The following is a 25,415-nucleotide window of genomic DNA, read 5'->3' as shown; positions in this document are numbered from 1 at the left end:
GGTGCACAAACGGGGAGTCAGTATAGTGATACCGCTCGGTCACGGCGACAGTCTGTCGCAGCTTTTCCTGCTGTTTGACCGAATATTTTTCGACCGTTAGTCGATTTCACCGGTCCATACTCAGAAATGCCCGGGTTACTCAGTTGAAACTGGCGCAATGGGCCCTTAATTCGGTATAACTACTGTCTATAAATACAGTTGCCCGCGCCAGCGATGAAACCATCGCGATCACACAGAGGTTTGTCATGTCCGAGTTCCAGCTCGTCACCCGTTTCCAGCCGGCCGGCGACCAGCCCGAGGCCATTCGCCTGATGGTCGAAGGAATCGAGGCGGGCCTTGCGCACCAGACCCTGCTCGGGGTGACCGGCTCAGGCAAGACCTTCAGCATTGCCAACGTGATCGCCCAGGTGCAGCGCCCGACATTGGTACTGGCGCCGAACAAGACCCTGGCGGCGCAGCTGTATGGCGAGTTCAAGTCATTCTTTCCGAACAACGCCGTCGAGTACTTCGTTTCCTACTACGACTACTACCAGCCCGAAGCCTACGTGCCGTCCTCGGACACCTTTATCGAGAAGGACGCCTCGATCAACGATCATATCGAGCAGATGCGCCTGTCGGCGACCAAGGCGCTGCTGGAGCGCCGTGATGCGATCATCGTCACCACGGTGTCCTGCATCTATGGCCTGGGTAGCCCGGAAACCTACCTGAAGATGGTCCTGCACGTGGACCGCGGCGACAAGCTCGACCAGCGTGCGCTGCTGCGCCGCCTGGCCGACCTGCAGTACACCCGCAACGAAATGGACTTTGCCCGCGCTACCTTCCGCGTGCGCGGTGATGTGATCGATATCTTCCCGGCCGAATCGGACCTGGAAGCCATCCGCATCGAGCTGTTCGACGACGAGGTCGAGAACATCGCCGCCTTCGATCCGCTGACCGGCGAGGTGATCCGCAAACTGCCGCGTTTCACCTTCTACCCCAAGAGCCATTACGTGACCCCGCGCGAGACCCTGCTCGAGGCCGTGGACGGCATCAAGGAGGAACTGGCCCAGCGCCTTGAGTACCTGCACAAGGCCAACAAGCTGGTCGAGGCCCAGCGCCTGGAGCAGCGCACCCGCTTTGACCTGGAGATGATCCTCGAGCTGGGTTACTGCAACGGCATCGAAAACTACTCGCGCTACCTCTCCGGGCGCCCGGCCGGGGCAGCGCCACCGACTCTTTACGACTATCTGCCGGACGATGCCCTCCTGGTAATTGACGAATCCCACGTCAGCGTTCCGCAAGTCGGCGCCATGTACAAGGGCGACCGCTCGCGCAAGGAAACCCTGGTCGAGTACGGCTTTCGCCTGCCCTCGGCGCTGGACAACCGGCCGATGCGCTTTGACGAGTGGGAAAACGTCAGCCCGCAGACCATCTTCGTTTCTGCGACCCCCGGCAACTACGAGGCCGAACATGCTGGCCGCGTGGTTGAACAGGTGGTGCGCCCCACCGGCCTGGTCGATCCGCAGGTCGAAGTGCGCCCGGCCACCACCCAGGTCGACGACCTGCTCTCGGAGATCCGCAAGCGCGTGGCCGTGGAGGAGCGCGTGCTGGTCACCACCCTGACCAAACGCATGGCCGAGGACCTCACCGACTACCTGGCCGACCACGATGTGCGCGTGCGCTACCTGCACTCGGACATCGATACTGTGGAGCGGGTCGAGATCATCCGCGACCTGCGCCTGGGTACCTTCGATGTGCTGGTGGGCATCAACCTGCTGCGTGAAGGCCTGGATATGCCGGAGGTATCGCTGGTGGCGATTCTCGATGCCGACAAGGAAGGTTTCCTGCGTTCCGAGCGCTCGCTGATCCAGACCATCGGCCGCGCGGCGCGTAACCTCAATGGCCGGGCGATCCTCTATGCCGACAACATGACCGGCTCCATGCAGCGGGCGATTGGCGAGACCGAGCGGCGCCGCGACAAGCAGATCGCCTTCAACGCCGCCAACGGCATCGTGCCCAAGGGCGTGGTCAAGGACATCACCGACATCATGGAAGGCGCCAACGTGCCCGGCTCGCGCAGCAAGAAGCGCAAGGGCATGGCCAAGGCGGCAGAGGAGAGCGCCCGTTACGAAGCCGAACTGCGCTCACCGGGCGAGATCGCCAAGCGCATCAAGCAGCTGGAAGAGAAAATGTACCAGCTGGCGCGGGACCTGGAGTTCGAAGCGGCGGCGCAGTTGCGCGACGAGATTACCGCGCTGCGCGAGCGGATGATCACCACCTGAGGGCCTTATCGCTGGCCCTATGATTGCCATACCTGTGGGAGCGGCGGTGCGACGCCTCGACTTGACCCGCGATAAGGCGCCGCGATTAGTGCGCTTCCCCAGCCTTCAACCCCTGCGGCAATTTGCGCGTCATCACCACTGCCAGCATGCTGATCGCCAAGCCGATGCCGACAAAGTGAAAGGCATCGTTATAGGCCATGATCATCGCCTGCTGGTGGGTGATTTCACTCAGCTTGCCCAGCGCCGCCGCATCGCTGCCCAGTCGCTCTGCCAGTTGCGCCAGACGCTCCGCGACTTGCGGGTTGCTCGGCACGATCGACTCGCGCAGGTAATCGAAATACACCTTGGTACGTGCATCCAGCAAGGTCGCCAGCAAGGCGATGCCGATGGCGCCACCCAGGTTGCGCAAGATGTTGAACAGGCTCGAGGCCGAGCCGGCGTCCTGTGGCTGGATGTACGCGGTGGCAATCAGCGAGATGGTCACCATGATCATCGGTTGGCCGAGGGCGCGGATGATCTGGATATGGTTGAACTGCTCGCCGGCAAAGTCCGGGTTGAGCACCCCGGAGCCGAAACTGGCCAGGCCGAACAGGCCGAAACCCAGGGTGCAGAGGATCTTCGGTGAAATCACCTTCATCAGCTGCGGCACCAGCGGAATCAGGAACAGCTGCGGAATGCCCATCCACATGATCACTTCACCGATCTGCAGGGCGTTGTAGTTCTGGATCTGCGCCAGGTAAAGCGGCAGCAGGTAGATCGAACCGTACAAACCCACGCCCATGCCCAGGCTGGCAATGCTCGACAGGCCGAAGTTGCGGTTGCCAAGGATGCGCAGGTTGATCAGCGGGTTGGGTTTGGAAAACTGCAGGATCACGAAGGTGATCAGGCTGAGCAGGGCGATGCTGCCCAGGGTGACGATCAGGCTCGATTCCAGCCAGTCCTTGCGGTGGCCTTCCTCTAGAAACACCTGCAGGCAGCCAAGGCCGACGCCCAGCGTGACGATACCGGCATAGTCAGTGCTTTTCAGCAGTTCCCAATGGGCTTCTTTCTTCTCCAGGCCGTACAGCAAGCCGCCGATCATGATCAGCCCCGGCGGGATGTTGATGTAGAAGATGTACTCCCAGCCCCAGTTCTCGGTCAGCCAGCCACCCAGGGTCGGGCCGATCGAGGGGGCGAAGGTGGCGGTCATGGCGAACATGGCCATGCCCTTGGCCCGGTGGTGCTCGGGCAGCTTGATCAGGGTCAGGGTGAAGGCCAGGGGGATCAGCGCGCCGCCGGTAAAGCCCTGCATGGCGCGGAAGACGATCATGCTCTCCAGGTTCCAGGCCATGGAGCAGAGCAGCGATGAGGCCAGAAAGCCCAGCGACACCCACACCGCCAGGCGCCGCGCCGACAGCAGCTGCACCAGCCAGGCGGTGAGCGGGATCATGATGATCTCGGCCACCAGGTAGGAGGTGGAAATCCACGAGCCTTCCTCCAGGGTTGCCGACAGCGCGCCCTGGATGTCCTTGAGCGAGGAATTGGTGATCTGGATGTCCAGCACCGCCATGAAGGCGCCGAGCATCACGCTCATTACCGCGATCCAGTCGCGCCGGCTGGGTTCGCCGGCGGGACGGATCAACTGGTCACCGGCCATGGTCGGCGTTGTCGCGGATATCAACGGTGGCGGTTACCGACATGCCCGGGCGGATCTTGCCGTGCAGCGGGTTGTTGGCGGCGAAGGTCAGTTTTACCGGAATGCGCTGCACCACCTTGGTGAAGTTGCCGGTGGCGTTGTCGGGCGGCAGCAGGCTGAACTGCGCGCCGGAGGCGGCGAACAGGCTGTCGACCCGCGCTTCGATCGGGGTGTCCGGGTAGCTGTCGAACAGCAGTTCAGCCTTTTGCCCGGGCTGCATGTGGCCGATCTGGGTTTCTTTGAAGTTGGCCTGAATCCAGATGTCTTCATCGGGGACGATCGACAGCAGGTAGGCGCCGGCCTGGACCACCTGGCCATTGCGCGCGGCGCGCTGGCCGATGATGCCGCTGATCGGGGCGTGGATTTCGCTGCGGGTCAGGTTCAGCTCGGCCTGGGCCAGGTCGGCGCGGGCGTTGACGATCTGCGCATCGAGGCGCTTGATCTCGGCGGCCAGGGCGTTGACCTGCTGGCGCTGGCCTTGCAGGTCGGCCTGGGCCTTGCTCACCTGGGAGCGGGCGACGTGGTTTTCGGCTGACAGTGTGGTGACCCGTTCTTCCGAGACAAAGCCCGGTTTGCGCAGGGCCTCGGCGCGGTTCAGGTCCAGTTGCGCACGGCCGAGGGTGGCCTGGTTAGCGGCAACCTGCGCTTTTCCTGCGGCAATCAGGCTGGCTTGTTGGGTGAGCCGGCTTTCGGCCTGCAGGCGTTCGGCTTCGCGGGTATCGAGGGCGGCGCGGGCGCGTTCAACGGCCAGGCGAAAATCTTCGGGCTCAAGGCGCACCAGCAGGTCGCCCTTGGCCACGTGCTGGTTGTCCTGTACCAGCACTTGATCGATGCGCGCGCTCAGCTGGCTGGAAACCCGGGTTATTTCGCCCTGCACGTAGGCGTTGTCGGTGCTTTCATAGAAGCGTCCCTTGAAGTACCAGTGGGCCAGGAAGGCGAGGGCAATCAGCAGGACAAGGGCAAGAAAAATCAGCAGGCGACGCTTGAGTTGGGCAGGCATGGGTACGATCGTTGTAAAAATGTAAGCAAATTTAACAGCGTTTGCAGCCGTGCTTACAAGTGCCGATCGCGCCCATTGCTGGAGCCCGGTGCCCGCTCCCTGTTAACATCCAGCCTTTGTTTCATCTCTAGTTCGAGACTGTCCATGACCACCGTTCGCACGCGTATCGCGCCTTCGCCTACTGGCGATCCCCACGTCGGCACCGCTTACATCGCCCTGTTCAACTACTGCTTTGCCAAGCAGCACGGCGGCGAGTTCATCCTGCGTATCGAAGATACCGACCAGTTGCGCTCGACCCGCGAGTCGGAACAGCAAATCTTCGACGCTCTGCGCTGGCTCGGCATCGAGTGGAGCGAAGGTCCGGACGTCGGCGGCCCGCATGGCCCTTACCGGCAGAGCGAGCGGGGCGATATCTACAAGCAGTACGCCCAGCAACTGGTCGACCTTGGCCACGCCTTCCCGTGCTTCTGCACCGCCGAAGAGCTCGACCAGATGCGTGCCGAGCAGATGGCCCGCGGCGAAACCCCGCGCTACGACGGTCGCGCCTTGCTGCTGTCGGCTGAAGAAGTGCAGCGCCGCCTGGCCGCTGGCGAGCCGCACGTGATCCGCATGAAGGTGCCGAGCGAAGGCGTCTGCGTGGTCCCGGACATGCTCCGTGGCGACGTCGAAATCCCGTGGGACCGCATGGACATGCAGGTGCTGATGAAGACCGACGGCCTGCCGACCTACTTCCTGGCCAACGTCGTCGATGACCACCTGATGGGCATCACTCACGTGCTGCGCGGTGAAGAATGGCTGCCGTCGGCGCCCAAGCTGATCAAGCTGTACGAGTACTTCGGCTGGGAACAACCGACCCTGTGCTACATGCCGCTGCTGCGTAACCCGGACAAGAGCAAGCTGTCCAAGCGCAAGAACCCGACCTCGGTGACTTTCTACGAGCGCATGGGCTTCATGCCCGAAGCCATGCTCAACTACCTGGGCCGCATGGGCTGGTCGATGCCGGACGAGCGCGAGAAGTTCTCCCTGGCCGAGATGGTCGAGCACTTCGACCTGTCGCGGGTGTCCCTCGGCGGGCCGATCTTCGACATCGAGAAGCTGTCGTGGCTCAATGGCCAGTGGCTGCGCGAACTGCCGGTAGAGGAATTCGCTGCGCGCCTGCAGAAATGGGCGTTCAACAGCGACTACATGATGCAGATCGCGCCGCACGTGCAGGGCAGGGTAGAGACCTTCAGCCAGGTCGTGCCGCTGGGCGGCTTCTTCTTTGAAGGTGCGCTCAAGCTCGACGCCAAGCTGTTCGAAAGCAAAAAGCTCTCGGCCGACCAGGTACGCCAGGTGATCCAGCTGATCCTGTGGAAGCTCGAAAGCCTGCGCCAGTGGGAAAAAGAGCGGATCACCGCTTGCATCCAGGCGGTGGTCGAAGCCCTGGAGCTGAAGCTGCGTGATGCCATGCCGCTGATGTTTGCCGCCATCACCGGCCAGGCCAGCTCGGTTTCGGTGCTCGATGCCATGGAAATCCTCGGCCCGGACCTGACCCGCTACCGCCTGCGCCAGGCTCTGGACCTGCTCGGTGGTGTGTCGAAGAAAGAAAACAAAGAGTGGGAAAAGCTCCTGGGCACCATCGCCTGATTGCCTGACCTTGGTAAAACTTCGCGGGGCAAGCCCGCTCCTACCTGTTCAGTAGGCGCGGGCTTGCCCCGCGAAGAAGCCCGCAAACCCCTGTAAAACCGGGGTGTTTCATCCGCTCGGGCGGTAAGTGTTTGTTATCTCGGAAATTTTTTTTGAATTTTGTTGAAAATATATTTGACAGGTTCGCCATCCGATCTTAATATGCGCCCCGTCCACAGCGATGAACGAAAACGAAACGCGAAGCACCCAGCCAAGCGATTCAAGTTCAAAGCGACATTGTGGGGCTATAGCTCAGCTGGGAGAGCGCCTGCATGGCATGCAGGAGGTCAGCGGTTCGATCCCGCTTAGCTCCACCAAATTCCGATTCGCAGTCAGCTAGACTGACTGCGGAATCAACCGGGTTCCAGCGACCGGGTTGGTAAGGTAAGAAGGTTCGTCCCCTTCGTCTAGTGGCCTAGGACACCGCCCTTTCACGGCGGTAACAGGGGTTCGAGTCCCCTAGGGGACGCCAGTTTTACACAAGCGACGTCGAAATAAGTCGCTGGGCCGCGAGGCTAGAAATCTGGGGCTATAGCTCAGCTGGGAGAGCGCCTGCATGGCATGCAGGAGGTCAGCGGTTCGATCCCGCTTAGCTCCACCAATTTTGCCAGGATTCGTGAAAACGGATCTGCACGAAGGTTACAAGTCCCCTTCGTCTAGTGGCCTAGGACACCGCCCTTTCACGGCGGTAACAGGGGTTCGAGTCCCCTAGGGGACGCCATTTTACCCACTTTGTGGGATTTCAAGGCTCATTCGATTATTGAATGAGCCTTTTGTTTTTGTCTTGAAAAAACTTCTCCTCACGCCTTTCTTGCCTGACGCGACCAGCGGCAGCAATTTCTGCTTGCTAAAAAATATGATGAGAATAATATTCTAACCATAATATTTTGGAGGCGAGCATGAACGACAAAAAAGCCAAGACCCGCGAACGGATTCTCGATGCTGCCTGCAGTGCGCTGATCCAGCATGGCCCCGCCGAGCCCAGCGTCAATCAGGTGATGGGCGCCGCCGGCCTGACCGTCGGTGGCTTCTACGCCCATTTCGACAGCAAGGACGCGTTGATGCTCGAAGCCTTTCGCCAGTTGCTGGGCGAGCGTCGGGCGCTGCTCGCCGAAGTCGACCCGAACATGAGCGGCGAGGAGCGCCGGGCTCTGGTTGCCGCCTTCTACCTGTCGCGCAAGCACCGCGACGCCACCGAGCGTGCCTGCCCGCTGCCGACCTCGCTGGGCGAAATGGCGCGCCTTCCGGAAGCCTTCCGCGAAGTGCTGGCCGAACACATTGAACTGATGATGGCCAACCTCGCCGACAGCCCGGAAGAGGCCGACAAGGTGCTCGCCGACATGGCCCTGATGATTGGTGGCCTGGCCCTGGCCCGGGCCCTGGGCACTGACGAGCTGTCTGACCGCATCCTGCGCGCCGCCAAGTCGGCGGTTGTCTGAACTACGCGATATCCACCGGAGTGAAGCGATGAATACCTTGAGCTGGATTCGTAGTGTTAACGGCACCCTCGGGCATCTGGCGCCGGAACATATCGCACGCAAGATGCGCCGTGCCTTCATGACCCCGCGCAACCGGCCGCCGCGAGACTGGGAGCTGCCGCTGCTGGCCCGCGCCGAGCGCATCACCTTGCGTTTCGGCCTCTCGGCACTGCGCTGGGGCCAGGGCCCGACCGTGCTGCTGATGCACGGCTGGGAAGGGCGCCCGACCCAGTTCGCCCACCTGATCGACAGCCTGGTCGACGCCGGTTACACCGCCGTGGCCCTGGAAGGCCCGGCCCATGGCCGCTCGCCGGGCAACGAAGCTAACGTGGTGCTGTTCGCCCGTGCCTTGCTGGAAGCCGCCGCCGAACTGCCGCCGCTCAAGGCCGTGGTTGGCCATTCCATGGGCGGCGCCAGCATGCTCCTGGCGTTGCAGTGGGGGCTGCGCGCCGAAGTGGCGGTGAGCATCGCCGCGCCGGCGCAGTTGCTTGGCGTGATCCGCGGTTTCGCTCGTCACCTGGGCATGCCGGCGCGGGCGCGGGCGGCGTTCATTCGCCAGATTGAGCGCGATGTCGGCGTGCAGATTTCTCGCCTGGATGTCAGCGGCTACCAACTGGAGCTGCCCGGCTTGATCGTGCATGCCGAGGACGACCAGTTGGTACCGGTAGACGAGTCCGACGCCATCCACCGCGCCTGGTTCGACAGCCGCCTGCTGCGCCTGCCCGACGGTGGTCACCTGCGGGTGCTGGCTGACCCACAAGTGCGCGAAGGGGTGCTGGCGCTGCTGCAGCGCAGCAGTTCACCGGCCCGGCAATCGGCCTGAGCATCCGGTACACTCTGCCCGTTAACCACGGATCTGGAGCGGGCATGAGTTGGGACCTGGCAACACCGTTCATCATCGACCTGCGGGTCGCTGCCGACGACATCGACGGCCTCGGCCACGCCAACAACGCGGTCTACGTCACCTGGCTCGAGCGCTGCGCCTGGCGCCACTCCCAGCGCCTGGGGCTGGACCTGGCCGAATACCGGCGCCTGGACCGGGCCATGGCGGTGGTCCGCCACGAAATCGACTACCTGGCCGCTGCCTACGAAGACGACGAGCTGCAACTGGCAACCTGGATCGTCGACTGGGACCAGCGGCTGAAAATGACCCGGCGCTTCCAGCTGGTCCGCCCCAGCGACGGCACCACTTTGCTGCGTGCGCAAACCACCTTCGTCTGCATCGAGTTATCCACAGGGCGACCCAAGCGCATGCCGGCCGAGTTTATCGACGGCTATGGCCCGGCGCTGATGGCCGGAGCGCTGTAAGCCGCGGATTTTGCTAGACTGCCGGCCTTTTCCAGCCGAGATGCAACCCATGCAAATTGCCCTGGCCCCGATGGAGGGGCTGGTCGACGACATTCTTCGCGACGTACTGACCCAGGTGGGCGGCATCGACTGGTGTGTCACCGAGTTCATTCGGGTCTGCGACCGCCTGCTGCCGGCGGCGACCTTCGAAAAGCTCGCGCCGGAGCTGAGCCAGGGCGCCCGCACTGCAGCCGGGGTGCCGTTGCGGGTGCAATTGCTCGGTTCCGACCCGGTGTGCCTGGCCGAGAACGCAGTGCTGGCCTGTGAGCTGGGCGCGCCGGTGATCGACCTCAATTTTGGCTGCCCGGCCAAGACCGTCAACAAGTCGCGGGGCGGGGCGGTGCTGCTCAAGGAGCCGGAACTGCTGCACGCGATCTTGCGTGAAGTGCGTCGCGCGGTGCCTGCGCATATCCCGGTCACGGCCAAGATGCGCCTGGGTTTCGACAGCCCCGACGGCGCCCTGGACTGTGCCCGGGCCCTGGCCGAAGGCGGCGCCGAGCAGTTGGTGGTGCACGCGCGGACCAAAGTTGACGGCTACAAGCCGCCGGCCCATTGGGAGTGGGTGGCGCGGGTGCAAGAGGTGGTCAAGGTGCCGGTGTATGCCAACGGCGAGGTCTGGACCCTGGAAGACTGGCGGCGCTGCCGCGAAGTCAGTGGCGTTGAAGACATCATGCTGGGGCGTGGCCTGGTTTCGCGCCCGGACCTGGCCCGGCAGATTGCCGCCGAACGCGATGGCGTCGAGTTCGTGCCCATGGACTGGCAGAGCTTGCTGCCGCTGATCCAGGACTTCTGGGGCCAGGCCCGCGCGCAGATGACCCCGCGCCAGGCGCCGGGGCGTCTCAAGCAATGGGTGGCGATGCTGACCCGCACCTACCCCGAAGCGGTGGCGCTGTTCACCGAATTGCGTCGGGAAACCGACTGCAATCGGGTCGGGCAGTTGATTGGTGTACCGGTCAGCGAGGCGGCCTGAAAAATTTTTTGCAGGGTTGCTTGAAAAGCAGGCGAGGGTCCTTATCTAGGGAGTACGCGATGCCGAAGTCGGGTCGCGTTACTACACAACCTCGCTGATTTTCAGGAGATGCATCATGACTACTGCTTTTTCTCTGGCTCCACTGTTCCGCCATTCCGTGGGTTTCGACCGTTTCAATGACCTGTTCGAATCTGCGGCGCGTAATGAGGCGGGTAGCAGCTACCCTCCCTACAACGTTGAAAAACATGGCGATGACCATTATCGAATCGTCGTTGCTGCGGCCGGTTTCCAGGAGCAGGATCTGGACCTGCAGGTGGAGAAAGGCGTCTTGACCGTGACTGGCGGCAAGCGTGACAGCAACGCTGATAGCGTTACCTATCTGCATCAGGGCATCGCCCAACGGGCGTTCAAGTTGTCGTTCCGGTTGGCTGACCATATCGAGGTCAAGGCGGCTGGTCTGGCGAACGGGCTGCTGAGCATTGATCTGCTGAGGATTGTGCCGGAAGAGGCCAAGGCCAAGCGGATTCCGATCAATGGTGAGAGCAAGCCTGCTCTGAATTGATTGTTGTTTGTTCAGGAAAGGGTGCCTTCGGGCACCCTTTTTTGGCTCTGAGATTTTGGTGTTGATCCGGTTGTTTTGGTGGCGCGGAGTCACCTTTCCGCCCTTACGGCGGCTTACTTTTTTCAGTCGAAAAAAAAGTAAGCAAAAATTCTCGCCCCACCAGTGGGCCCTACGCTGCGCTTCGGGTTCCCTCGCTCCGGTGTCGCTACAGGGCATTGCGAACTACGAGTTGCAAGCAACTCTACGTTTCGCAACTTCGGCTACGCCGAAGGTGCTGCGCACTTGCCCCTTCGCAACACCTGCACTCGGCCCTTCTGGTTAACGGGGCCGGTAGATCAAGATCACAAGCAGATCAAAATCAAGAGCACAATTCGCGTTGCTTTTGTGGGAGAGCAAGCCTGCTCTGAATTGTTGTTTGTTTAGGAAAGGGTGCCTTCGGGCACCCTTTTTTCGCTCTGAGATTTGGGTGTTGATCCGATTGTTTTGGTGGTGCTGAGTCACCTTTCCGCCCTTACGGCGGCTTACTTTTTTCAGTCGAAAAAAAAGTAAGCAAAAATTCTCGCCCCACCAGTGGGCCCTACGCTGCGCTTCGGGTTCCCTCGCTCCGGTGTCGCTACAGGGCATTGCGAACTACGAGTTGCAAGCAACTCTACGTTTCGCAACTTCGGCTACGCCGAAGGTGCTGCGCACTAGCCCCTTCGCAACACCTGCACTCGGCCCTTCTGGTTGACGGGGCCAGGTGGATCAAGATCAAAAGCAGATCAAGAGCATGATTCGAGTTGCTTTTGTGGGAGCGGGCTTGACCCGCGATGCGATGTGGCGGGCGGGACGATATCGCGGAGCTAGCCCGCTTCTACATTTTCGAAAGCTTCAGTAGCCCGCCGGCGCTTCAAGCAACATCGCCCGAAACTCCCCCAGCGGCAACGGCCGGCTATGCAGGTAGCCCTGGTACAAGTGGCAGCCCAGCCGCTCAAGAAACTCCAGTTGCTCCGACAGCTCCACCCCTTCGGCAATCACCGCCAGGTCCAGGCTGCGGGCCATGGCGACGATGGCGCGGACGATTTCGGCGTCGTTGGGGTCGATCGGGGCGTCGCGGACGAAGGACTGGTCGATCTTCAGGGCATCCACCGGCAGGCGCTTGAGGTAGGTCAGCGAGGAGTAGCCGGTGCCGAAATCATCCATGGCAAAGCTCACGCCAAAGGCCTTGAGCTCGCGCATTTTGCTGATGGTGTCTTCGAGGTTCTGGATGACGATGCCCTCGGTGATTTCCAGCTTGAGGATCTTGTGCGGCAGGCGGTAGTCGTCAAGGCTGCGCATTACCCGTTCGACGAAGTCGTTCTGGCGGAACTGGCGCGGGCTGATGTTCACGCACAGGCTGAAGTCGTCGGGGTCGATCAGGCCGTCGCGCAGCATACCGGCGCAGGCGTCGCAGGCTTCGTCGAGGATCCAGCTGCCAACTTCGAGGATCAGCCCGCTTTCTTCCAGTACCTGAATGAACTGCGCCGGCGGCTGCTGGCCCAGTTGCGGGTGGTGCCAGCGCAACAGCACTTCGGCGCCGACGATGCGGTTGTCGCGGGCGTCGACTTGGGGCTGGAAGTGCAGGGCCAGTTCGCCGCGGGCCAGGGCCAGGCGCAGGTCGTTCTCCATGCGCAGGCGCTCGCTGGCAGCCTTTTGCATGGTGGTGTGGAACATTTGCGTGGTGTTGCGCCCGGAGTCCTTGGCCCGGTACAGGGCGATGTCCGCACGTTTGAGCAAATCGGCCGGGGTCGAGCCGTGGTCGGGGATCAGCGCCACGCCGATGCTCGGCGTCACCTGCAGGCGCTGGCCGTCCAGCGACATTGGCTCGGCCAGCAGTTCGCGCAGGGTGTCGGCCAGTTCGCGGACTTTTTCCGTGACTTCCTCGCGGCTGCCTTCAAGGCCGCTGAGCAGCACCACGAACTCGTCACCACCCAGGCGCGCGACGGTGTCTTCCAGGCGCACGCTGGCTTCCAGGCGCGCGGTGATGATCTTCAGCACCGTGTCGCCGACCGGATGGCCAAGCGAATCGTTGATGTGCTTGAAGTGGTCGAGGTCGAGAAACAGCAGGGCGCCACGCAGGTTGTGGCGCTTGAGCAGGGCGATCTGCTGGCTCAGGCGGTCCATCAACAGGGCGCGGTTGGGCAGGTTGGTCAGCGGGTCGTGGTAGGCCAGGTGGCGGATCTGCGCCTGGGCATTCTTCAACTGGCTGACGTCGCGGGCGGTGAGCAGCAGGCACTCGGTTTCGTTGAGGTTGATCGGCTCGATCGAAACCTCGACGGTGAGAATGTCGCCACGCTTGTTGCGCCCGAGCATTTCCCGGTGATGCACGCGGCCTTTGTCGTGGAATTCGTTGAGCAGCGCGGCGCGCTGTTTGTCGTCAGCCCAGATGCCGATGTCGTGCACAGTCTGGCCGATCACTTCAGCGGCGCTGTAGCCGGTCAGGCGGCAGAAACCGTCGTTGACCTCCAGGTAGCGGCCGCTGTCGCGTTCGGTGATGGTGATGGCGTCGGGGCTTGAATGGAAGGCCTTGGCGAATTTCTCTTCGCTGGCCTTGAGCGCCGCTTCGGCGCGCTGCTGCTGGGTGATGTCGCGCAGGGTGGTGACGCTGCAGGGCTGGTTGTCGACCTTGATCAGGCGGCTGGAAATCACGCAGGTCAGCGGCTGCCCGTCCTTGTGGTTGACCACCACGGCGACGTTGTTCAAGGCCTGGTCGCGGATCACCCGTTCGATGCGCCGGGCGCGTTCGGCCGACTCGGCCCACAGGCCGATCTGTTCGGCGGTGTTGCCCAGTACCTGTTCGGCGTTCCAGCCAAACACCTGGGTAAAGGCCGGGTTGATCTCGATGAACTGGCCGCTGTCCTGGCGGGTCACGCAGATCGGGTCGGGGCTGGCCTGGAACAGGCTGGCGAACTTTTCTTCGGAACTGGTCAGGCGCTGCTCGCGCTCCACTTGTTCGGTGATGTCCAGCAAGGTGCCGGCCATGCGCAGCGGGTTGCCCTGTTCATCGCGGTACAGGCGCGCGCGGCTTTCAATGAAGCGCGAGCTGCCGTCTTCCATCTGGATGCGGTAGGTGATCTGGTAATTGCCGGCCGGACCTTCGCGCAGGCTGCGGTAGGCCTGGCGCATGCTGCTGCGTTCCATTTCCGGCACGCCTTCGAAAAACGACTCGAAGGATTCGTGAAACGGCACCGGCTCAAGGCCGTGCAGTTCGGCGGCGCGCGCCGAGCCATAGAGCATGCCGCTGGGGATGTGCCAGTCCCAGGTGCCCAGTTGTGCCGAGTCCAGGGCCAGGTCCAGGCGTTCCTGGCTGTCCTTGAGCGCTTGTTCGGCGCGTTTGCGCTCGCTGGTGTCGACGAAGGTACTGAGCAGGTAGGCGGTGCCTTCCAGGTCGATGTTCTGGGTACAGAGCAGGCCGTCGTGGACTTCGCCGCTGCTGCCGCGAAACTGCACTTCGAGGGTCACCGGGCCGCTGGTGCCGCTGGTCGCCGCCAGCACCTGCAGGCGCTGCTGTGGATGCACCCACAGGCCAAGTTCGAGGGTGCTTTTGTTGATGATCTGGTGGCCCGGCCAGCCGAGGATGTTCTCGAAGTGCTGGTTGACCTCGTAGATCATGCCGTCGGCGCGGCGGGTCAGGAGGATGACATTGGGGCTCAGGTGGAAGAGCGTGGCAAAGCGCTTTTCCGAGTTGATCAGCGCCGCTTCCCGTTCACGCTGGCGGGTAATTTCGCGAATCACCCCGACCATCTGTCGCCGGCCGTTGCGGTCCTTGGTCATGCTGCCGTTGATTTCCAGCCAGTGCAGGCTGCCGTCGGGCCAGCGGATGCGATGGCGCAGGGCTTGCTCGACCGGCTCGCCGTTGACCACCGCATGAAAGGCCTGCAGGGCGCGGGCGCGGTCTTCCATGGGCACCAGTTCCAGGTAGTCCAGGTCATTGGGCAGCGGCTGGTGCGGGTCAAAGCCGAACAGCGCCTGGGTGCCGCGCGACCAGCTGATCTGCCCGGTCTCGACATCCCAGAACCAGGCACCCAGGCGCGCACCGTTAAGCGCCGCCAACAGTTGCGGGGCGTTTTCCCAGGTTTGCTCCGATTCCTGGGGGTCCGCTGCATGAATTCGGGGCATGCGCGGAAAACGGTTTGCTGATTTGGGCATCGATACCAGACCTTTGGCAGATAACGCGTCCTTGAGCGGGCGGGTGTGCCCGGGTACTACCTCAGTGGTTCAAGGGGCTTGCATGGCTGTCGAGCAATGCCATAAAGGCCCTGGCGGCATTCGATAACGTTCGTTCGGTGTGCAGAATGTAGCCTAGCTGGCGCGACAGCTGTATGCCCGGCAAGGCGATGGGCGCAACCTGCTCGTCGAGCATAGTACGCGGCAGCACGCTCCATGCCAGACCGATGGAGACCATCATCTTGATGGTTTCCAGATAGTTGGTGCTCATGGCGATGTTCGGCGTCAGGCCCTGGGCTTCGAACAGGCGCTGGACGATATGGTGTGTGAAAGTGTTACCACCGGGGAACACCGCCGGATGGTGGGCAATGTCGGCCAGGCTGACCGCGCCTTTGCGTGCCAGCGGGTGCTCTGGGGCGGCGACGAAGTCCAGCGGATCGTCCCATACCGGCACGGCGCGCACCAGATGGTGCGGCTCCGGGGCCAGGGTGATGACGGCGATCTCTGCGCGGCCATGGAGGATTTCTTCGTAGGCAACTTCCGAATCGAGAAACTGGATATCCAGCGCCACCGCCGGGTACTGGCGGGTAAAGGCTCGCAGCAGCGGCGGCAGGCGGTGCAGGCCGATGTGATGGCTGGTGGCCAGGGTCAGGCGCCCGCTGACCTCCCCGGTGAGGTTGGTCAGGGCCCGGCGGGTGTCGTCCAGCACATTGAGGATCTGGTAGGCGCGCGGCAGCAGGGCGCGTCCGGCCTCGGTCAGGTTGACCTCGCGGCCGAGGCGGTCGAACAGGCGCACATCCAGTTGCTGCTCAAGGCCGGCGATGCGTTTGCTGATTGCCGGCTGGGTCAGGTGCAGGCGCTCGCCGGCCCCGGAGAAGCTGCCAGTCTCGGCAATCGCGATAAAGGCATTGAGGTTGGCCAGGTCCACTACTCGAATTCCTTTTGGTTATCCAAAGCATAAAAATTATGAATTTGAGTTATTCAATCTATCGGCATAGCATCGTCCGTACAAGCCAAGGGGTTATTGGCATAGAAAGACGCTGATGAGGAACAGTCTGATGGCCGGCAAAACGCTTTACGACAAGCTCTGGGATTCGCATTTGGTCAAGCAGCGCGACGATGGTTCGGCGCTGATCTACATCGACCGTCACATCATCCACGAAGTGACGTCGCCGCAAGCCTTCGAAGGCCTGCGCCTGGCCAATCGCAAACCCTGGCGCATCGATGCCAACATCGCCACGCCTGATCACAACGTGCCGACCACCCCGGAGCGCAAGGGCGGTATCGATGCCATTGTCGACCAGGTCTCGCGTTTGCAGGTTCAGACCCTCGATGAAAACTGCGACGAGTATGGCATCGTCGAATTCAAGATGAATGACGTGCGTCAGGGCATCGTCCACGTCATCGGCCCGGAGCAGGGTGCGACCTTGCCGGGCATGACCGTGGTCTGCGGCGACTCGCACACCTCGACCCACGGTGCCTTCGGCGCCCTGGCCCACGGTATCGGTACGTCCGAGGTCGAGCACGTACTCGCCACCCAGTGCCTGGTGGCCAAAAAGATGAAGAACATGCTGGTGCGCGTTGAAGGCACATTGCCGTTCGGCGTCACTGCCAAGGACATCGTCCTCGCCGTGATCGGCAAGATCGGCACCGCCGGCGGCAACGGCCATGCCATGGAATTCGCCGGCAGCGCGATTCGCGAGTTGTCGGTCGAAGGGCGCATGACCATCTGCAACATGTCCATCGAAGCCGGCGCCCGGGTAGGTCTGGTGGCCACCGATGAAAAAACCGTCGAGTACGTCAAGGGCCGCCCCTATGCACCCAAGGGCGAGCAGTGGGCGCAAGCGGTCGAAGCCTGGAAAGACCTGGTCTCCGACGCCGATGCGGTGTTCGACACGGTGATCGAGCTGGACGCTGCGCAGATCAAGCCGCAGGTCAGCTGGGGCACCTCGCCGGAGATGGTCCTGGCCGTCGACCAGCGCGTACCGGACCCGGCTGCCGAGGCCGATCTGGTCAAGCGTGGCTCGATCGAGCGGGCGTTGAAGTACATGGGCTTGAATGCCAACCAGGCGATCACCGACATCCAGCTCGACCGGGTGTTTATCGGCTCTTGCACTAACTCGCGCATCGAAGACCTGCGCGCCGCCGCCGAGATCGCCAAGGGCCGCAAGGTGGCCGCGACCATCAAGCAGGCGATCGTGGTGCCGGGCTCGGGCCTGGTCAAGGCCCAGGCCGAGAAAGAAGGCCTGGACAAGATTTTCCTCGAAGCGGGCTTTGAGTGGCGTGAACCGGGTTGCTCGATGTGCCTGGCGATGAACCCCGACCGCCTGGAGAGTGGCGAGCATTGCGCCTCGACCTCCAACCGCAACTTTGAAGGGCGTCAGGGCGCCGGTGGCCGTACCCACCTGGTGAGCCCGGCCATGGCCGCCGCCGCCGCCGTTACCGGCCGTTTTGTCGATGTACGCGAGTTGATCCAAGGGAGCGTAGCATGAAAGCCTTTACCCAGCACACCGGCCTTGTCGCGCCATTGGACCGTGCCAACGTCGACACCGACCAGATCATTCCCAAGCAGTTCCTGAAGTCGATCAAGCGCACCGGCTTTGGCCCCAACCTGTTCGATGAATGGCGTTACCTGGATGTCGGCCAGCCGTACCAGGACAACAGCAAGCGCCCGCAGAACCCGGATTTCGTGCTCAACCACGCGCGTTATCAAGGTGCCAGCGTGTTGCTCGCCCGCGAGAACTTCGGTTGTGGCTCGAGCCGTGAACATGCGCCGTGGGCCCTGGAAGAGTACGGCTTTCGCAGCATCATCGCGCCGAGCTATGCCGACATCTTCTTCAACAACAGCTTCAAGAACGGCTTGCTGCCGATCATCCTCAGCGATGAGGAAGTCGACGAGCTGTTCAAGCAGGTTGAAGCCGATCCGGGTTACCAGTTGAGCATCGACTTGCAGGCTCAGACCGTGACCCGCCCGGACGGCAAGGTGCTGACCTTCGAGATCGATGCATTTCGCAAGCACTGCCTGCTCAACGGCCTGGATGACATCGGCCTGACCTTGCAGGATGGCGATGCGATTGCCGCCTTTGAAGCCAAGCACCGGGCCAGCCAGCCCTGGTTGTTTCGTGACGCTTGATTGATGCCAATCGCGGGGCAAGCCCGCTCCCACATGCCCCGCGATAAGGCCCCAGGAGATGCAGATGACCAGCACCACCCATAAGGACGTCGTCCAGCGCCAGTTCGGCGAACAGGCCAGTGCCTACCTGAGCAGCGCCGTGCATGCCCAGGGCAGCGAGTTCGCCCTGCTACAGGCCGAGCTTGCCGGCCAGGGCCGGGCACGCCTGCTGGACCTTGGCTGTGGCGCCGGCCATGTGAGTTTCCACGTTGCCCCGCTGGTGCGTGAAGTAGTGGCCTACGACCTGTCGCAGCAGATGCTGGATGTGGTCGCCGCCGCTGCCAGCGAACGTGGCTTCGAGAACATCGTCACCGAACGCGGCGCCGCCGAGCGCCTGCCGTTCGCTGACGCATCGTTCGATTTCGTCTTCAGCCGCTACTCGGCGCACCACTGGAGCGACCTGGGCCTGGCGCTGCGGGAAGTGAAGCGGGTGCTCAAGCCCGGCGGCGTGGCAGCCTTCATCGACGTCATGTCGCCGGGCAGCCCGCTGCTCGACACTTACCTGCAGAGCGTCGAGGTGCTGCGCGACACCAGCCATGTACGCGATTATTCGGCCAGCGAATGGCTGCAGCAGGTCAGCGAAGCCGGCCTGTTCACCCGCAGCCACAGCCGCCAGCGCCTGCGCCTGGAGTACAGCTCGTGGGTCGAGCGCATGCGCACCCCCGAGGTGATGCGTGGCGCCATCCGCCAATTGCAGCAGGCGATGGGCGAAGAAGTACGGCAGTATTACCAGATTGAAGCCGACGGCTCGTTCAGCACCGATGTCGTGGTGCTCTGGGCCGAACGCTAGGTTTTTTCCGGCAGGCCAACAGGGCGTGCCGCTTGAATTGAATAGAGGAAAGCATGAGCAAGCAGATTCTGATTCTTCCAGGTGATGGCATCGGTCCGGAAATCATGGCCGAGGCGGTCAAGGTGCTGGAACTGGCCAACGACAAGTTCCAGCTCGGTTTCAGCCTGGAGCACGACGTCATCGGCGGCGCCGCCATCGACAAGCACGGCGTGCCGCTGGCCGACCAGACCCTGGAGCGCGCTCGCAAGGCCGATGCCGTGCTGCTCGGCGCCGTTGGCGGGCCGAAGTGGGACAAGATCGAGCGCGACATTCGCCCTGAACGCGGCCTGCTGAAAATCCGCTCGCAACTGGGCCTGTTCGCCAACCTGCGTCCGGCGATTCTCTACCCGCAACTGGCCGACGCTTCGTCGCTCAAGCCAGAAATCGTCGCCGGCCTGGACATCCTCATCGTTCGCGAGCTGACCGGCGGCATCTATTTCGGCGCACCCCGCGGCACCCGCGAGCTGGAAGGCGGCGAGCGTCAGTCCTACGACACCCTGCCATACAGCGAGAGCGAAATCCGCCGTATCGCCCGGGTCGGTTTCGACATGGCCCGCGTGCGCGGTAAAAAACTCTGCTCGGTCGACAAGGCTAACGTCCTGGCCTCCAGCCAGCTGTGGCGCGAGATCGTCGAGGAAGTCGCCAAGGACTACCCGGACGTCGAACTCAGCCACATGTACGTCGACAACGCCGCCATGCAACTGGTGCGTGCGCCCAAGCAGTTCGACGTGATGGTCACCGACAACATGTTCGGCGACATCCTGTCGGATGAGGCTTCCATGCTCACCGGCTCCATTGGCATGCTGCCATCAGCGTCGCTGGATGCCGACAACAAGGGCATGTACGAGCCTTGCCACGGCTCGGCACCGGACATCGCCGGCCAGGGCATCGCCAACCCGCTGGCGACCATCTTGTCGGTGTCGATGATGCTGCGTTACAGCTTCAACCAGCAGGCGGCAGCCGAGGCCATTGAAAAGGCCGTCAGCCTGGTATTGGATCAGGGGCTGCGTACCGGCGACATCTGGTCGGACGGTTGCAGCAAGGTAGGTACGCAGGAAATGGGCGACGCAGTAGTCGCAGCGCTGCGGAATCTGTAATCTCTCGGGCCCGCTGCTGTTTTTCCTAGTGAAGCAGCGGCCCACTTTTTAGCAAAGGTGTAGTTGCGATGAAACGTGTAGGTCTGATCGGTTGGCGCGGTATGGTCGGTTCCGTGCTCATGCAGCGGATGCTGGAAGAGCAGGATTTTGATCTTATCGAGCCGGTGTTCTTCACCACCTCCAACGTCGGTGGCCAGGGTCCGGCAGTGGGCAAGGATATTGCTCCGCTCAAGGACGCTTACAGCATTGAAGAGCTCAAGACCCTCGATGTGATCCTGACCTGTCAGGGCGGCGACTACACCAATGAAGTCTTCCCCAAGCTGCGCGAAGCCGGCTGGCAGGGCTACTGGATCGACGCCGCCTCCAGCCTGCGCATGCAGGATGATGCGGTCATCGTTCTCGACCCGGTCAACCGCAAGGTCATCGACCAGCAGCTCGACGCCGGTACCAAGAACTACATCGGCGGCAACTGCACCGTCAGCCTGATGCTGATGGGCCTGGGCGGCCTGTTCGAAGCCGGCCTGGTCGAGTGGATGAGCGCCATGACCTACCAGGCAGCCTCCGGCGCCGGTGCGCAGAACATGCGCGAGCTGATTCGCCAGATGGGCGCGACCCACGCCGCGGTCGCCGATGACCTGGCCAACCCGGCCAGCGCCATCCTCGACATCGACCGCAAGGTTGCCGAGGCCATGCGCAGCGACGCCTACCCGACCGAGAACTTCGGCGTGCCGCTGGCCGGCAGCCTGATCCCGTGGATCGACAAAGAGCTGCCTAACGGCCAGAGCCGTGAAGAGTGGAAGGCCCAGGCCGAGACCAACAAGATCCTCGGCCGCTTCAAGAGCCCGATCCCGGTCGACGGCATCTGCGTGCGCATCGGCGCCATGCGTTGCCACAGCCAGGCACTGACCATCAAGCTGAACAAGGACGTGCCGATTGCCGACATCGAAGGCATGATCAGCCAGCACAACCCTTGGGTGAAACTGGTGCCGAACCAGCGTGAAATCAGCATGCAGGAGCTCAGCCCGACCAACGTCACCGGTACCCTGAACATCCCGGTGGGTCGCCTGCGCAAGCTGAACATGGGTTCCCAGTACCTGGGCGCCTTCACCGTTGGTGACCAGCTGCTGTGGGGCGCGGCCGAGCCGCTGCGGCGCATGCTGCGCATCCTCCTGGAGCGTTGATCGCCAGGCAGTGTTGAACCCAAGCCCGTGCTGGAAACAGCACGGGCTTTTTTGTGGGTGGTCCACGCTGTGGGAGCGGGGTTGACCCGCGATTCAGGTGTTCCGCGCATGAGAATCCAAGTAAAGTGCCGCTCCCGCCGTTTCAGCAGAGGATTTTTCCATGAGCCAGCCTATTGATATCGCCGTTATCGGTGCCACCGGTACTGTCGGTGAAACCCTCGTGCAGATCCTCGACGAGTGCGATTTCCCGGTCGGCACCTTGCACCTGCTGGCCAGCAACGAATCGGCGGGCAGCGGCGTGATGTTTCGCAGCAAGAGCCTGCGCGTGCGCGAGGTCGACAGCTTCGACTTCAGCAAGGTCAAGCTGGCCTTCTTCGCCGCCGGCCCGGCAGTGACCCGCAGCTTCGCGCCACGGGCCCAGGCGGCCGGTTGCGCAGTCATCGACCTGTCCGGCGGCTTGCCGGCCGAGCAGGCGCCGGCGGTGGTGCCGGAAGCCAACCCGGCAGTGCTCGACAGCCTCAAGGCGCCGCAGCAACTGAGCAGCCCAAGCGCCGCAGCGATTGCCCTGGCGGTAACCCTGGCGCCCCTCAAGGGCTTGCTGGAGCTTGAGCGCATTAATGTCACCGCGTGCCTGGCGGTCTCGGCCCAGGGTCGCGAGGCGGTCAACGAGCTGGCCCGGCAGACCGCCGAGCTGCTCAACGCCCGCCCGCTGGAGCCGCGCTTCTTCGACCGGCAAATGGCCTTCAACCTGTTGGCCCAGGTCGGTGCCAGCGATGCTGACGGCCATGGCGCCCTTGAACGCCGCCTGGTCAGTGAGTTGCGCGAAGTGCTCGGCTTGCCTTCACTGAAGATTTCGGTGACCTGCGTTCAAGTCCCGGTGTTTTTCGGCGATAGCTACAGTGTGTCCGTGCAAAGCCGCACGCCGGTCGACCTGGCGGCGGTCAACGCCGCACTGGAAGCCGCTGACAGCATCGAACTGGTGGAGGAGGGTGATTATCCGACGCCGGTGGGTGACGCAGTGGGCCAGGACGTGGTCTATGTTGGACGGGTACGGGGTGGAATTGACGAGGTTGAGCAGCTCAACCTCTGGCTGACCACCGACAATGTGCGCAAAGGTGCGGCCCTGAACGCGGTCCAGCTGGCGCAATTGTTGATAAAAGGCCTTGTGTAAAAGATACTTGCCGACAATTTGCTCCACTTGTTCTCGCTTGCCGGGGAAGGTTCATTCAAAGGAAGAGGTCATGCTTCGAATTCGCAAACTGGTCTTAGCAATAGCCGCGGCGTCGGCGCTGTCGTCCGGTATGGCGCATGCCCTCGGGTTGGGCGAGCTGACCTTGAAGTCAGCGCAGAACCAGCCCCTGGATGCCGAGATCGAACTGCTCGATGTCCGCGACCTGACCGCGGCCGAAGTAGCGCCGAGCCTGGCGCCGGCCGAAGAGTTCGCCAAGGCCGGTGTCGAGCGCCAGGCGTTTCTCAATGACCTGACCTTTACCACGGTGATCAACCCCAACGGCAAGAGCGTGTTGCGGGTGACCTCGAGCCAGCCGCTGCCGGCGCCGATGGTCAAGTTCCTGGTCCAGGTCATGTGGCCGAGCGGTCGCCTGCTGCGCGACTACAGCGTGCTGATTGACGCGGCCAAGTTCAACGCTCCGGCCGGGCAACCGGCGCCGGCCGGCGTTGCGCCTGCGGTAACCGCGGCCAACTACACCACCGTGCGTCGCGACACCCTGTGGGAAATCGCCTCGAAAGCCCGTCAGGGCGGGTCGGTGCAGCAGACCATGCTGGCCATTCAGGCGCTGAACCCGGATGCCTTCATCAACGGCAACATCAACCTGCTGAAAACCGGCCAGGTCTTGCGCCTGCCCGATCAACAGCAGATCACCAGTATTCCCCAGGCCCAGGCCGTTACCGAAGTGGCCGAGCAGTATGCTGCCTGGCGCGAAGGCCGGCGCCTGGGTCCGCGCGCACGCCAGCTGGACGCCACCCGGCGCAGCGGCACCGAGGCGGCGCCGGCACGTATCGCCAACCAGGACAACCTCAAGCTGGTCGCACCCGGCAGCAAAGGCGCTGCGGGCAGTAAAGGTCTCAACGACAAGCTGGCTGTGGCCCAGGAAAGCCTGGACACCAGCCGTCGTGACAATGAAGAGCTCAAAGGCCGCATGGCCGACCTGCAGAGCCAGCTGGACAAACTGCAGCGCCTGATCGCGCTGAAAAACGACCAACTGGCCAAGCTTGAAGCCCAGGGCGCCGCTGGCGCGCCGGCGCCTGAAGCTGCCGCGGCCCAGCCGCCGGCCATTGCCGCCGAGTTGCAGCCGGCTCCTGCCGAACCGGTGGTCACCCCGGCACCGGCTGCGGTCGATACCGCACCGGTTGATCCGGCGCAGCCTGCTGCCGACCAGGCACCGGCCGACTCGAACAAGATGCTCGACGATCTGCTCGGCAACCCGTTGTTGCTGGCGCTGATCGCCGGTTCCGCGTTGTTGGTGCTGTTGCTTCTGCTGCTGTTGCTGGCACGCAAGCGCAAGGCCGACCAGGAAGCGGAAAAACACCTGCGCATGGCCCGCGCCCTGGCCGAAGAGGGCGAGCGCGCCCCAGACCTGGACCTGCCGCCAAGCAGTTTTGAAGGCCTGGACATCGCGCCGCCGAGCGTGACCCTGGCACCGGCAGTGGTCGCGGCATCTGCCGCCGCCGCCACAGCCGCGGCCTTGCCTGCCGAGGAGCCGGCGCCTGTGGTGGCGGAGCCAGCGCCGAGCAAGCCGGTGCAAGGCCCGATTGCCGCGCCATTGGTTGCTCCGGCGGCCAGCCCGGCAGCCCCGACCGGCGACGCTGTGCTCGACGAAGCAGAGTTGAGCATTGCCCGTGGCCGCCTCAATCACGCCGCCGAACTGCTCGAGCCTGCGGTTGCCGCAGCCCCTGAGCGCAGCGACCTGCGCCTCAAGCTGATGGAAGTCTATGCCCGCCAGGGTGATCGCGATGCCTTTGTCGGCCACGAGCGGCAGCTGATTGCCACCGGCCAGAACCATGCCGATGTCGAAGCCCTGAAAAACCGCTTCCCGGCCATGCTCGCCGTCGCGGCGGCGGGCGTCAGCGCGGCGGCGCTGGCGGCCGAACTGGATGCCCAGTATGTCCAGGAGCTGCTGCAGGACGAGGTGCCAGCCGAACCGCTGGCAGAAGCCGAACCAGCCGTCGAGCCAGCCGTTGAGCCAGAAGCAGGGGCCGAGCCTGAACCTGAACCTGAACCTGTGGTTGAAGAATCGCTGGCCGAGCCTGAGCCTGTTCCTGAAGACGACCTGGACAGTGCCTTCGACCTGAGCCTGGATGACGACCTGCAAGGCCTGGAGCTGGACGCGCCGCCACTGCTCGACGAGCCCTCGCTGGCTGTTGAAGCGCCACAAGCCGAAGCAGTCGCGAGCGAAGCCAGCCCGGCGCAACCGGACTTCGACGCCTTGCTCGCAGAGCATCTTGCCGAGCCTGAGCAGGCCCTGGACGACCTCGCCGATTTCGACCTCGACGTCGCTGGCGACGAGCCGGCGCTGGCGCCGAACAGCGAGACCGTCGATATCGCCGCAGAGCTGGCGGCGTTCGATGAAACCATGCCCGAGTTCGACCCGTTGAGCGAGCTGGACCTGCCGGAAGACTTCGACCTGTCGCTGTCACTGGAGGACTCGCAGGCGGATAAAAACTTTGCCTCGGAGCTCGATGACGTCAACGCCGAACTCGACAAGCTGTCGCAAAGCCTGGAGCAGCCGTCGATCGAGCCGCACTTCAGCGAAGCGGACGCCGCGATCAGCGACGACCTCGACGATGATTTCGACTACCTCGGCGGCGCCGACGAAGTGGCCACCAAGCTCGACCTGGCCCGGGCCTATATCGACATGGGCGACCATGACGGCGCCCGCGACATTCTCGACGAAGTGCGCAAGGACGGCAGCGATGCTCAGCGCCAGGAAGCCGACGAGCTGCTCTCGCGCCTGGTCTGAGTTCACCCTGTGT

General features: G+C 63.0%; 18 protein-coding genes and 4 tRNA genes. 18 read left to right on the top strand and 4 right to left on the bottom strand.

The features are described 5' to 3' along the window. The first annotated feature begins 245 nt into the window (after positions 1 to 245). Positions 246 to 2,261 (top strand): excinuclease ABC subunit UvrB, encoded by a 2,016-nt coding sequence (uvrB, locus tag ACZ9A3_RS15860; protein ID WP_045195137.1) that lies wholly within the window; start codon positions 246 to 248, stop codon positions 2,259 to 2,261. Positions 2,262 to 2,346: 85 nt separating this feature from the next. Here the strand turns inward: uvrB and ACZ9A3_RS15855 are convergent, their stop codons facing one another. After that, the gene (locus ACZ9A3_RS15855) at positions 2,347 to 3,897 is read right to left on the bottom strand and encodes an MDR family MFS transporter (RefSeq protein ID WP_045195135.1); all 1,551 of its coding nucleotides are present in this window, start codon (positions 3,895 to 3,897) and stop codon (positions 2,347 to 2,349) included. After that, positions 3,887 to 4,936, bottom strand: a complete 1,050-nt coding sequence (locus tag ACZ9A3_RS15850) for an HlyD family secretion protein (RefSeq protein WP_045195134.1) — start codon at positions 4,934 to 4,936, stop codon at positions 3,887 to 3,889. Before ACZ9A3_RS15850 ends, ACZ9A3_RS15855 begins: the two co-directional genes overlap by 11 nt. A gap of 144 nt (positions 4,937 to 5,080) precedes the next feature. On the opposite strand from ACZ9A3_RS15850, the gene gltX reads away from it, so the two are divergent. The 10 genes from gltX to ACZ9A3_RS15800 all read left to right on the top strand — a co-directional run bounded on the left by gltX (position 5,081) and on the right by ACZ9A3_RS15800 (position 10,958). Further along, positions 5,081 to 6,562, top strand: a complete 1,482-nt coding sequence (gene gltX / locus ACZ9A3_RS15845) for a glutamate--tRNA ligase (RefSeq protein ID WP_045195132.1) — start codon at positions 5,081 to 5,083, stop codon at positions 6,560 to 6,562. Positions 6,563 to 6,842: 280 nt separating this feature from the next. After that, positions 6,843 to 6,918 (top strand) — tRNA-Ala (locus ACZ9A3_RS15840). A gap of 79 nt (positions 6,919 to 6,997) precedes the next feature. Next, positions 6,998 to 7,073: transfer RNA gene (locus ACZ9A3_RS15835), tRNA-Glu, on the top strand. Between the two features lie 53 nt (positions 7,074 to 7,126). Next, positions 7,127 to 7,202, top strand: a tRNA-Ala gene (locus ACZ9A3_RS15830). A 44-nt stretch (positions 7,203 to 7,246) separates the two neighbouring features. Beyond that, a tRNA-Glu gene (locus ACZ9A3_RS15825) sits at positions 7,247 to 7,322 on the top strand. Between the two features lie 178 nt (positions 7,323 to 7,500). After that, positions 7,501 to 8,040, top strand: coding sequence for a TetR/AcrR family transcriptional regulator (locus tag ACZ9A3_RS15820; RefSeq protein ID WP_045195130.1), 540 nt, complete (start codon positions 7,501 to 7,503; stop codon positions 8,038 to 8,040). Between the two features lie 28 nt (positions 8,041 to 8,068). Next, entirely contained in the window at positions 8,069 to 8,902 is an 834-nt protein-coding gene (locus ACZ9A3_RS15815) for an alpha/beta fold hydrolase (RefSeq protein ID WP_123567284.1), read from the top strand. 44 nt (positions 8,903 to 8,946) lie between these two features. Further along, a complete protein-coding gene (locus tag ACZ9A3_RS15810) occupies positions 8,947 to 9,387 on the top strand; it encodes an acyl-CoA thioesterase (RefSeq protein WP_045195126.1) in 441 nt (146 codons plus the stop codon). A 49-nt stretch (positions 9,388 to 9,436) separates the two neighbouring features. Next, positions 9,437 to 10,396, top strand: coding sequence for a tRNA dihydrouridine synthase (locus tag ACZ9A3_RS15805; protein WP_401292113.1), 960 nt, complete (start codon positions 9,437 to 9,439; stop codon positions 10,394 to 10,396). A 115-nt stretch (positions 10,397 to 10,511) separates the two neighbouring features. Continuing rightward, entirely contained in the window at positions 10,512 to 10,958 is a 447-nt protein-coding gene (locus ACZ9A3_RS15800) for an Hsp20 family protein (protein ID WP_045195122.1), read from the top strand. A gap of 870 nt (positions 10,959 to 11,828) precedes the next feature. Here the strand turns inward: ACZ9A3_RS15800 and ACZ9A3_RS15795 are convergent. Together ACZ9A3_RS15795 and ACZ9A3_RS15790 are read right to left on the bottom strand one after the other, a co-directional pair. Then, positions 11,829 to 15,125 carry a PAS domain S-box protein gene (locus ACZ9A3_RS15795; protein WP_045195120.1) on the bottom strand — a complete coding sequence of 1,099 codons (3,297 nt, stop codon included), beginning with the start codon at positions 15,123 to 15,125 and terminating at the stop codon, positions 11,829 to 11,831. Between the two features lie 61 nt (positions 15,126 to 15,186). Then, positions 15,187 to 16,071: a LysR family transcriptional regulator gene (locus tag ACZ9A3_RS15790; RefSeq protein WP_093380610.1), complete on the bottom strand. Its 885-nt coding sequence runs from the start codon at positions 16,069 to 16,071 to the stop codon at positions 15,187 to 15,189. 130 nt (positions 16,072 to 16,201) lie between these two features. Between ACZ9A3_RS15790 and leuC the strand changes: the two genes are divergently transcribed. The 7 genes from leuC to ACZ9A3_RS15755 all read left to right on the top strand — a co-directional run bounded on the left by leuC (position 16,202) and on the right by ACZ9A3_RS15755 (position 25,402). Beyond that, on the top strand, positions 16,202 to 17,635 hold the full coding sequence (gene leuC, locus ACZ9A3_RS15785) for a 3-isopropylmalate dehydratase large subunit (protein WP_476252898.1): 1,434 nt from the start codon (positions 16,202 to 16,204) through the stop codon (positions 17,633 to 17,635). Continuing rightward, positions 17,632 to 18,276: a 3-isopropylmalate dehydratase small subunit gene (gene leuD / locus ACZ9A3_RS15780; protein ID WP_045195114.1), complete on the top strand. Its 645-nt coding sequence runs from the start codon at positions 17,632 to 17,634 to the stop codon at positions 18,274 to 18,276. The genes leuC and leuD overlap by 4 nt, the downstream gene beginning before the upstream one ends. A gap of 64 nt (positions 18,277 to 18,340) precedes the next feature. Continuing rightward, positions 18,341 to 19,105 carry a class I SAM-dependent methyltransferase gene (locus tag ACZ9A3_RS15775; protein WP_123567286.1) on the top strand — a complete coding sequence of 255 codons (765 nt, stop codon included), beginning with the start codon at positions 18,341 to 18,343 and terminating at the stop codon, positions 19,103 to 19,105. 53 nt (positions 19,106 to 19,158) lie between these two features. Next, complete coding sequence (gene leuB, locus ACZ9A3_RS15770; protein WP_045195110.1) at positions 19,159 to 20,241, top strand: 3-isopropylmalate dehydrogenase; 1,083 nt, start codon at positions 19,159 to 19,161, stop codon at positions 20,239 to 20,241. A gap of 68 nt (positions 20,242 to 20,309) precedes the next feature. Then, positions 20,310 to 21,422, top strand: a complete 1,113-nt coding sequence (asd, locus tag ACZ9A3_RS15765) for an aspartate-semialdehyde dehydrogenase (RefSeq protein ID WP_045195108.1) — start codon at positions 20,310 to 20,312, stop codon at positions 21,420 to 21,422. A 160-nt stretch (positions 21,423 to 21,582) separates the two neighbouring features. After that, complete coding sequence (locus ACZ9A3_RS15760; RefSeq protein WP_045195107.1) at positions 21,583 to 22,593, top strand: aspartate-semialdehyde dehydrogenase; 1,011 nt, start codon at positions 21,583 to 21,585, stop codon at positions 22,591 to 22,593. A 70-nt stretch (positions 22,594 to 22,663) separates the two neighbouring features. Then, positions 22,664 to 25,402 carry a motility hub landmark protein FimV gene (locus tag ACZ9A3_RS15755; protein WP_476252897.1) on the top strand — a complete coding sequence of 913 codons (2,739 nt, stop codon included), beginning with the start codon at positions 22,664 to 22,666 and terminating at the stop codon, positions 25,400 to 25,402. The last annotated feature ends 13 nt before the right edge of the window (positions 25,403 to 25,415 follow it).

This window comes from Pseudomonas sp. TE4620 (assembly GCF_056279045.1).
The sequence above is the reverse complement of the archived record's forward strand: the minus strand, read 5'-3'. Positions and strand labels throughout refer to the sequence as shown.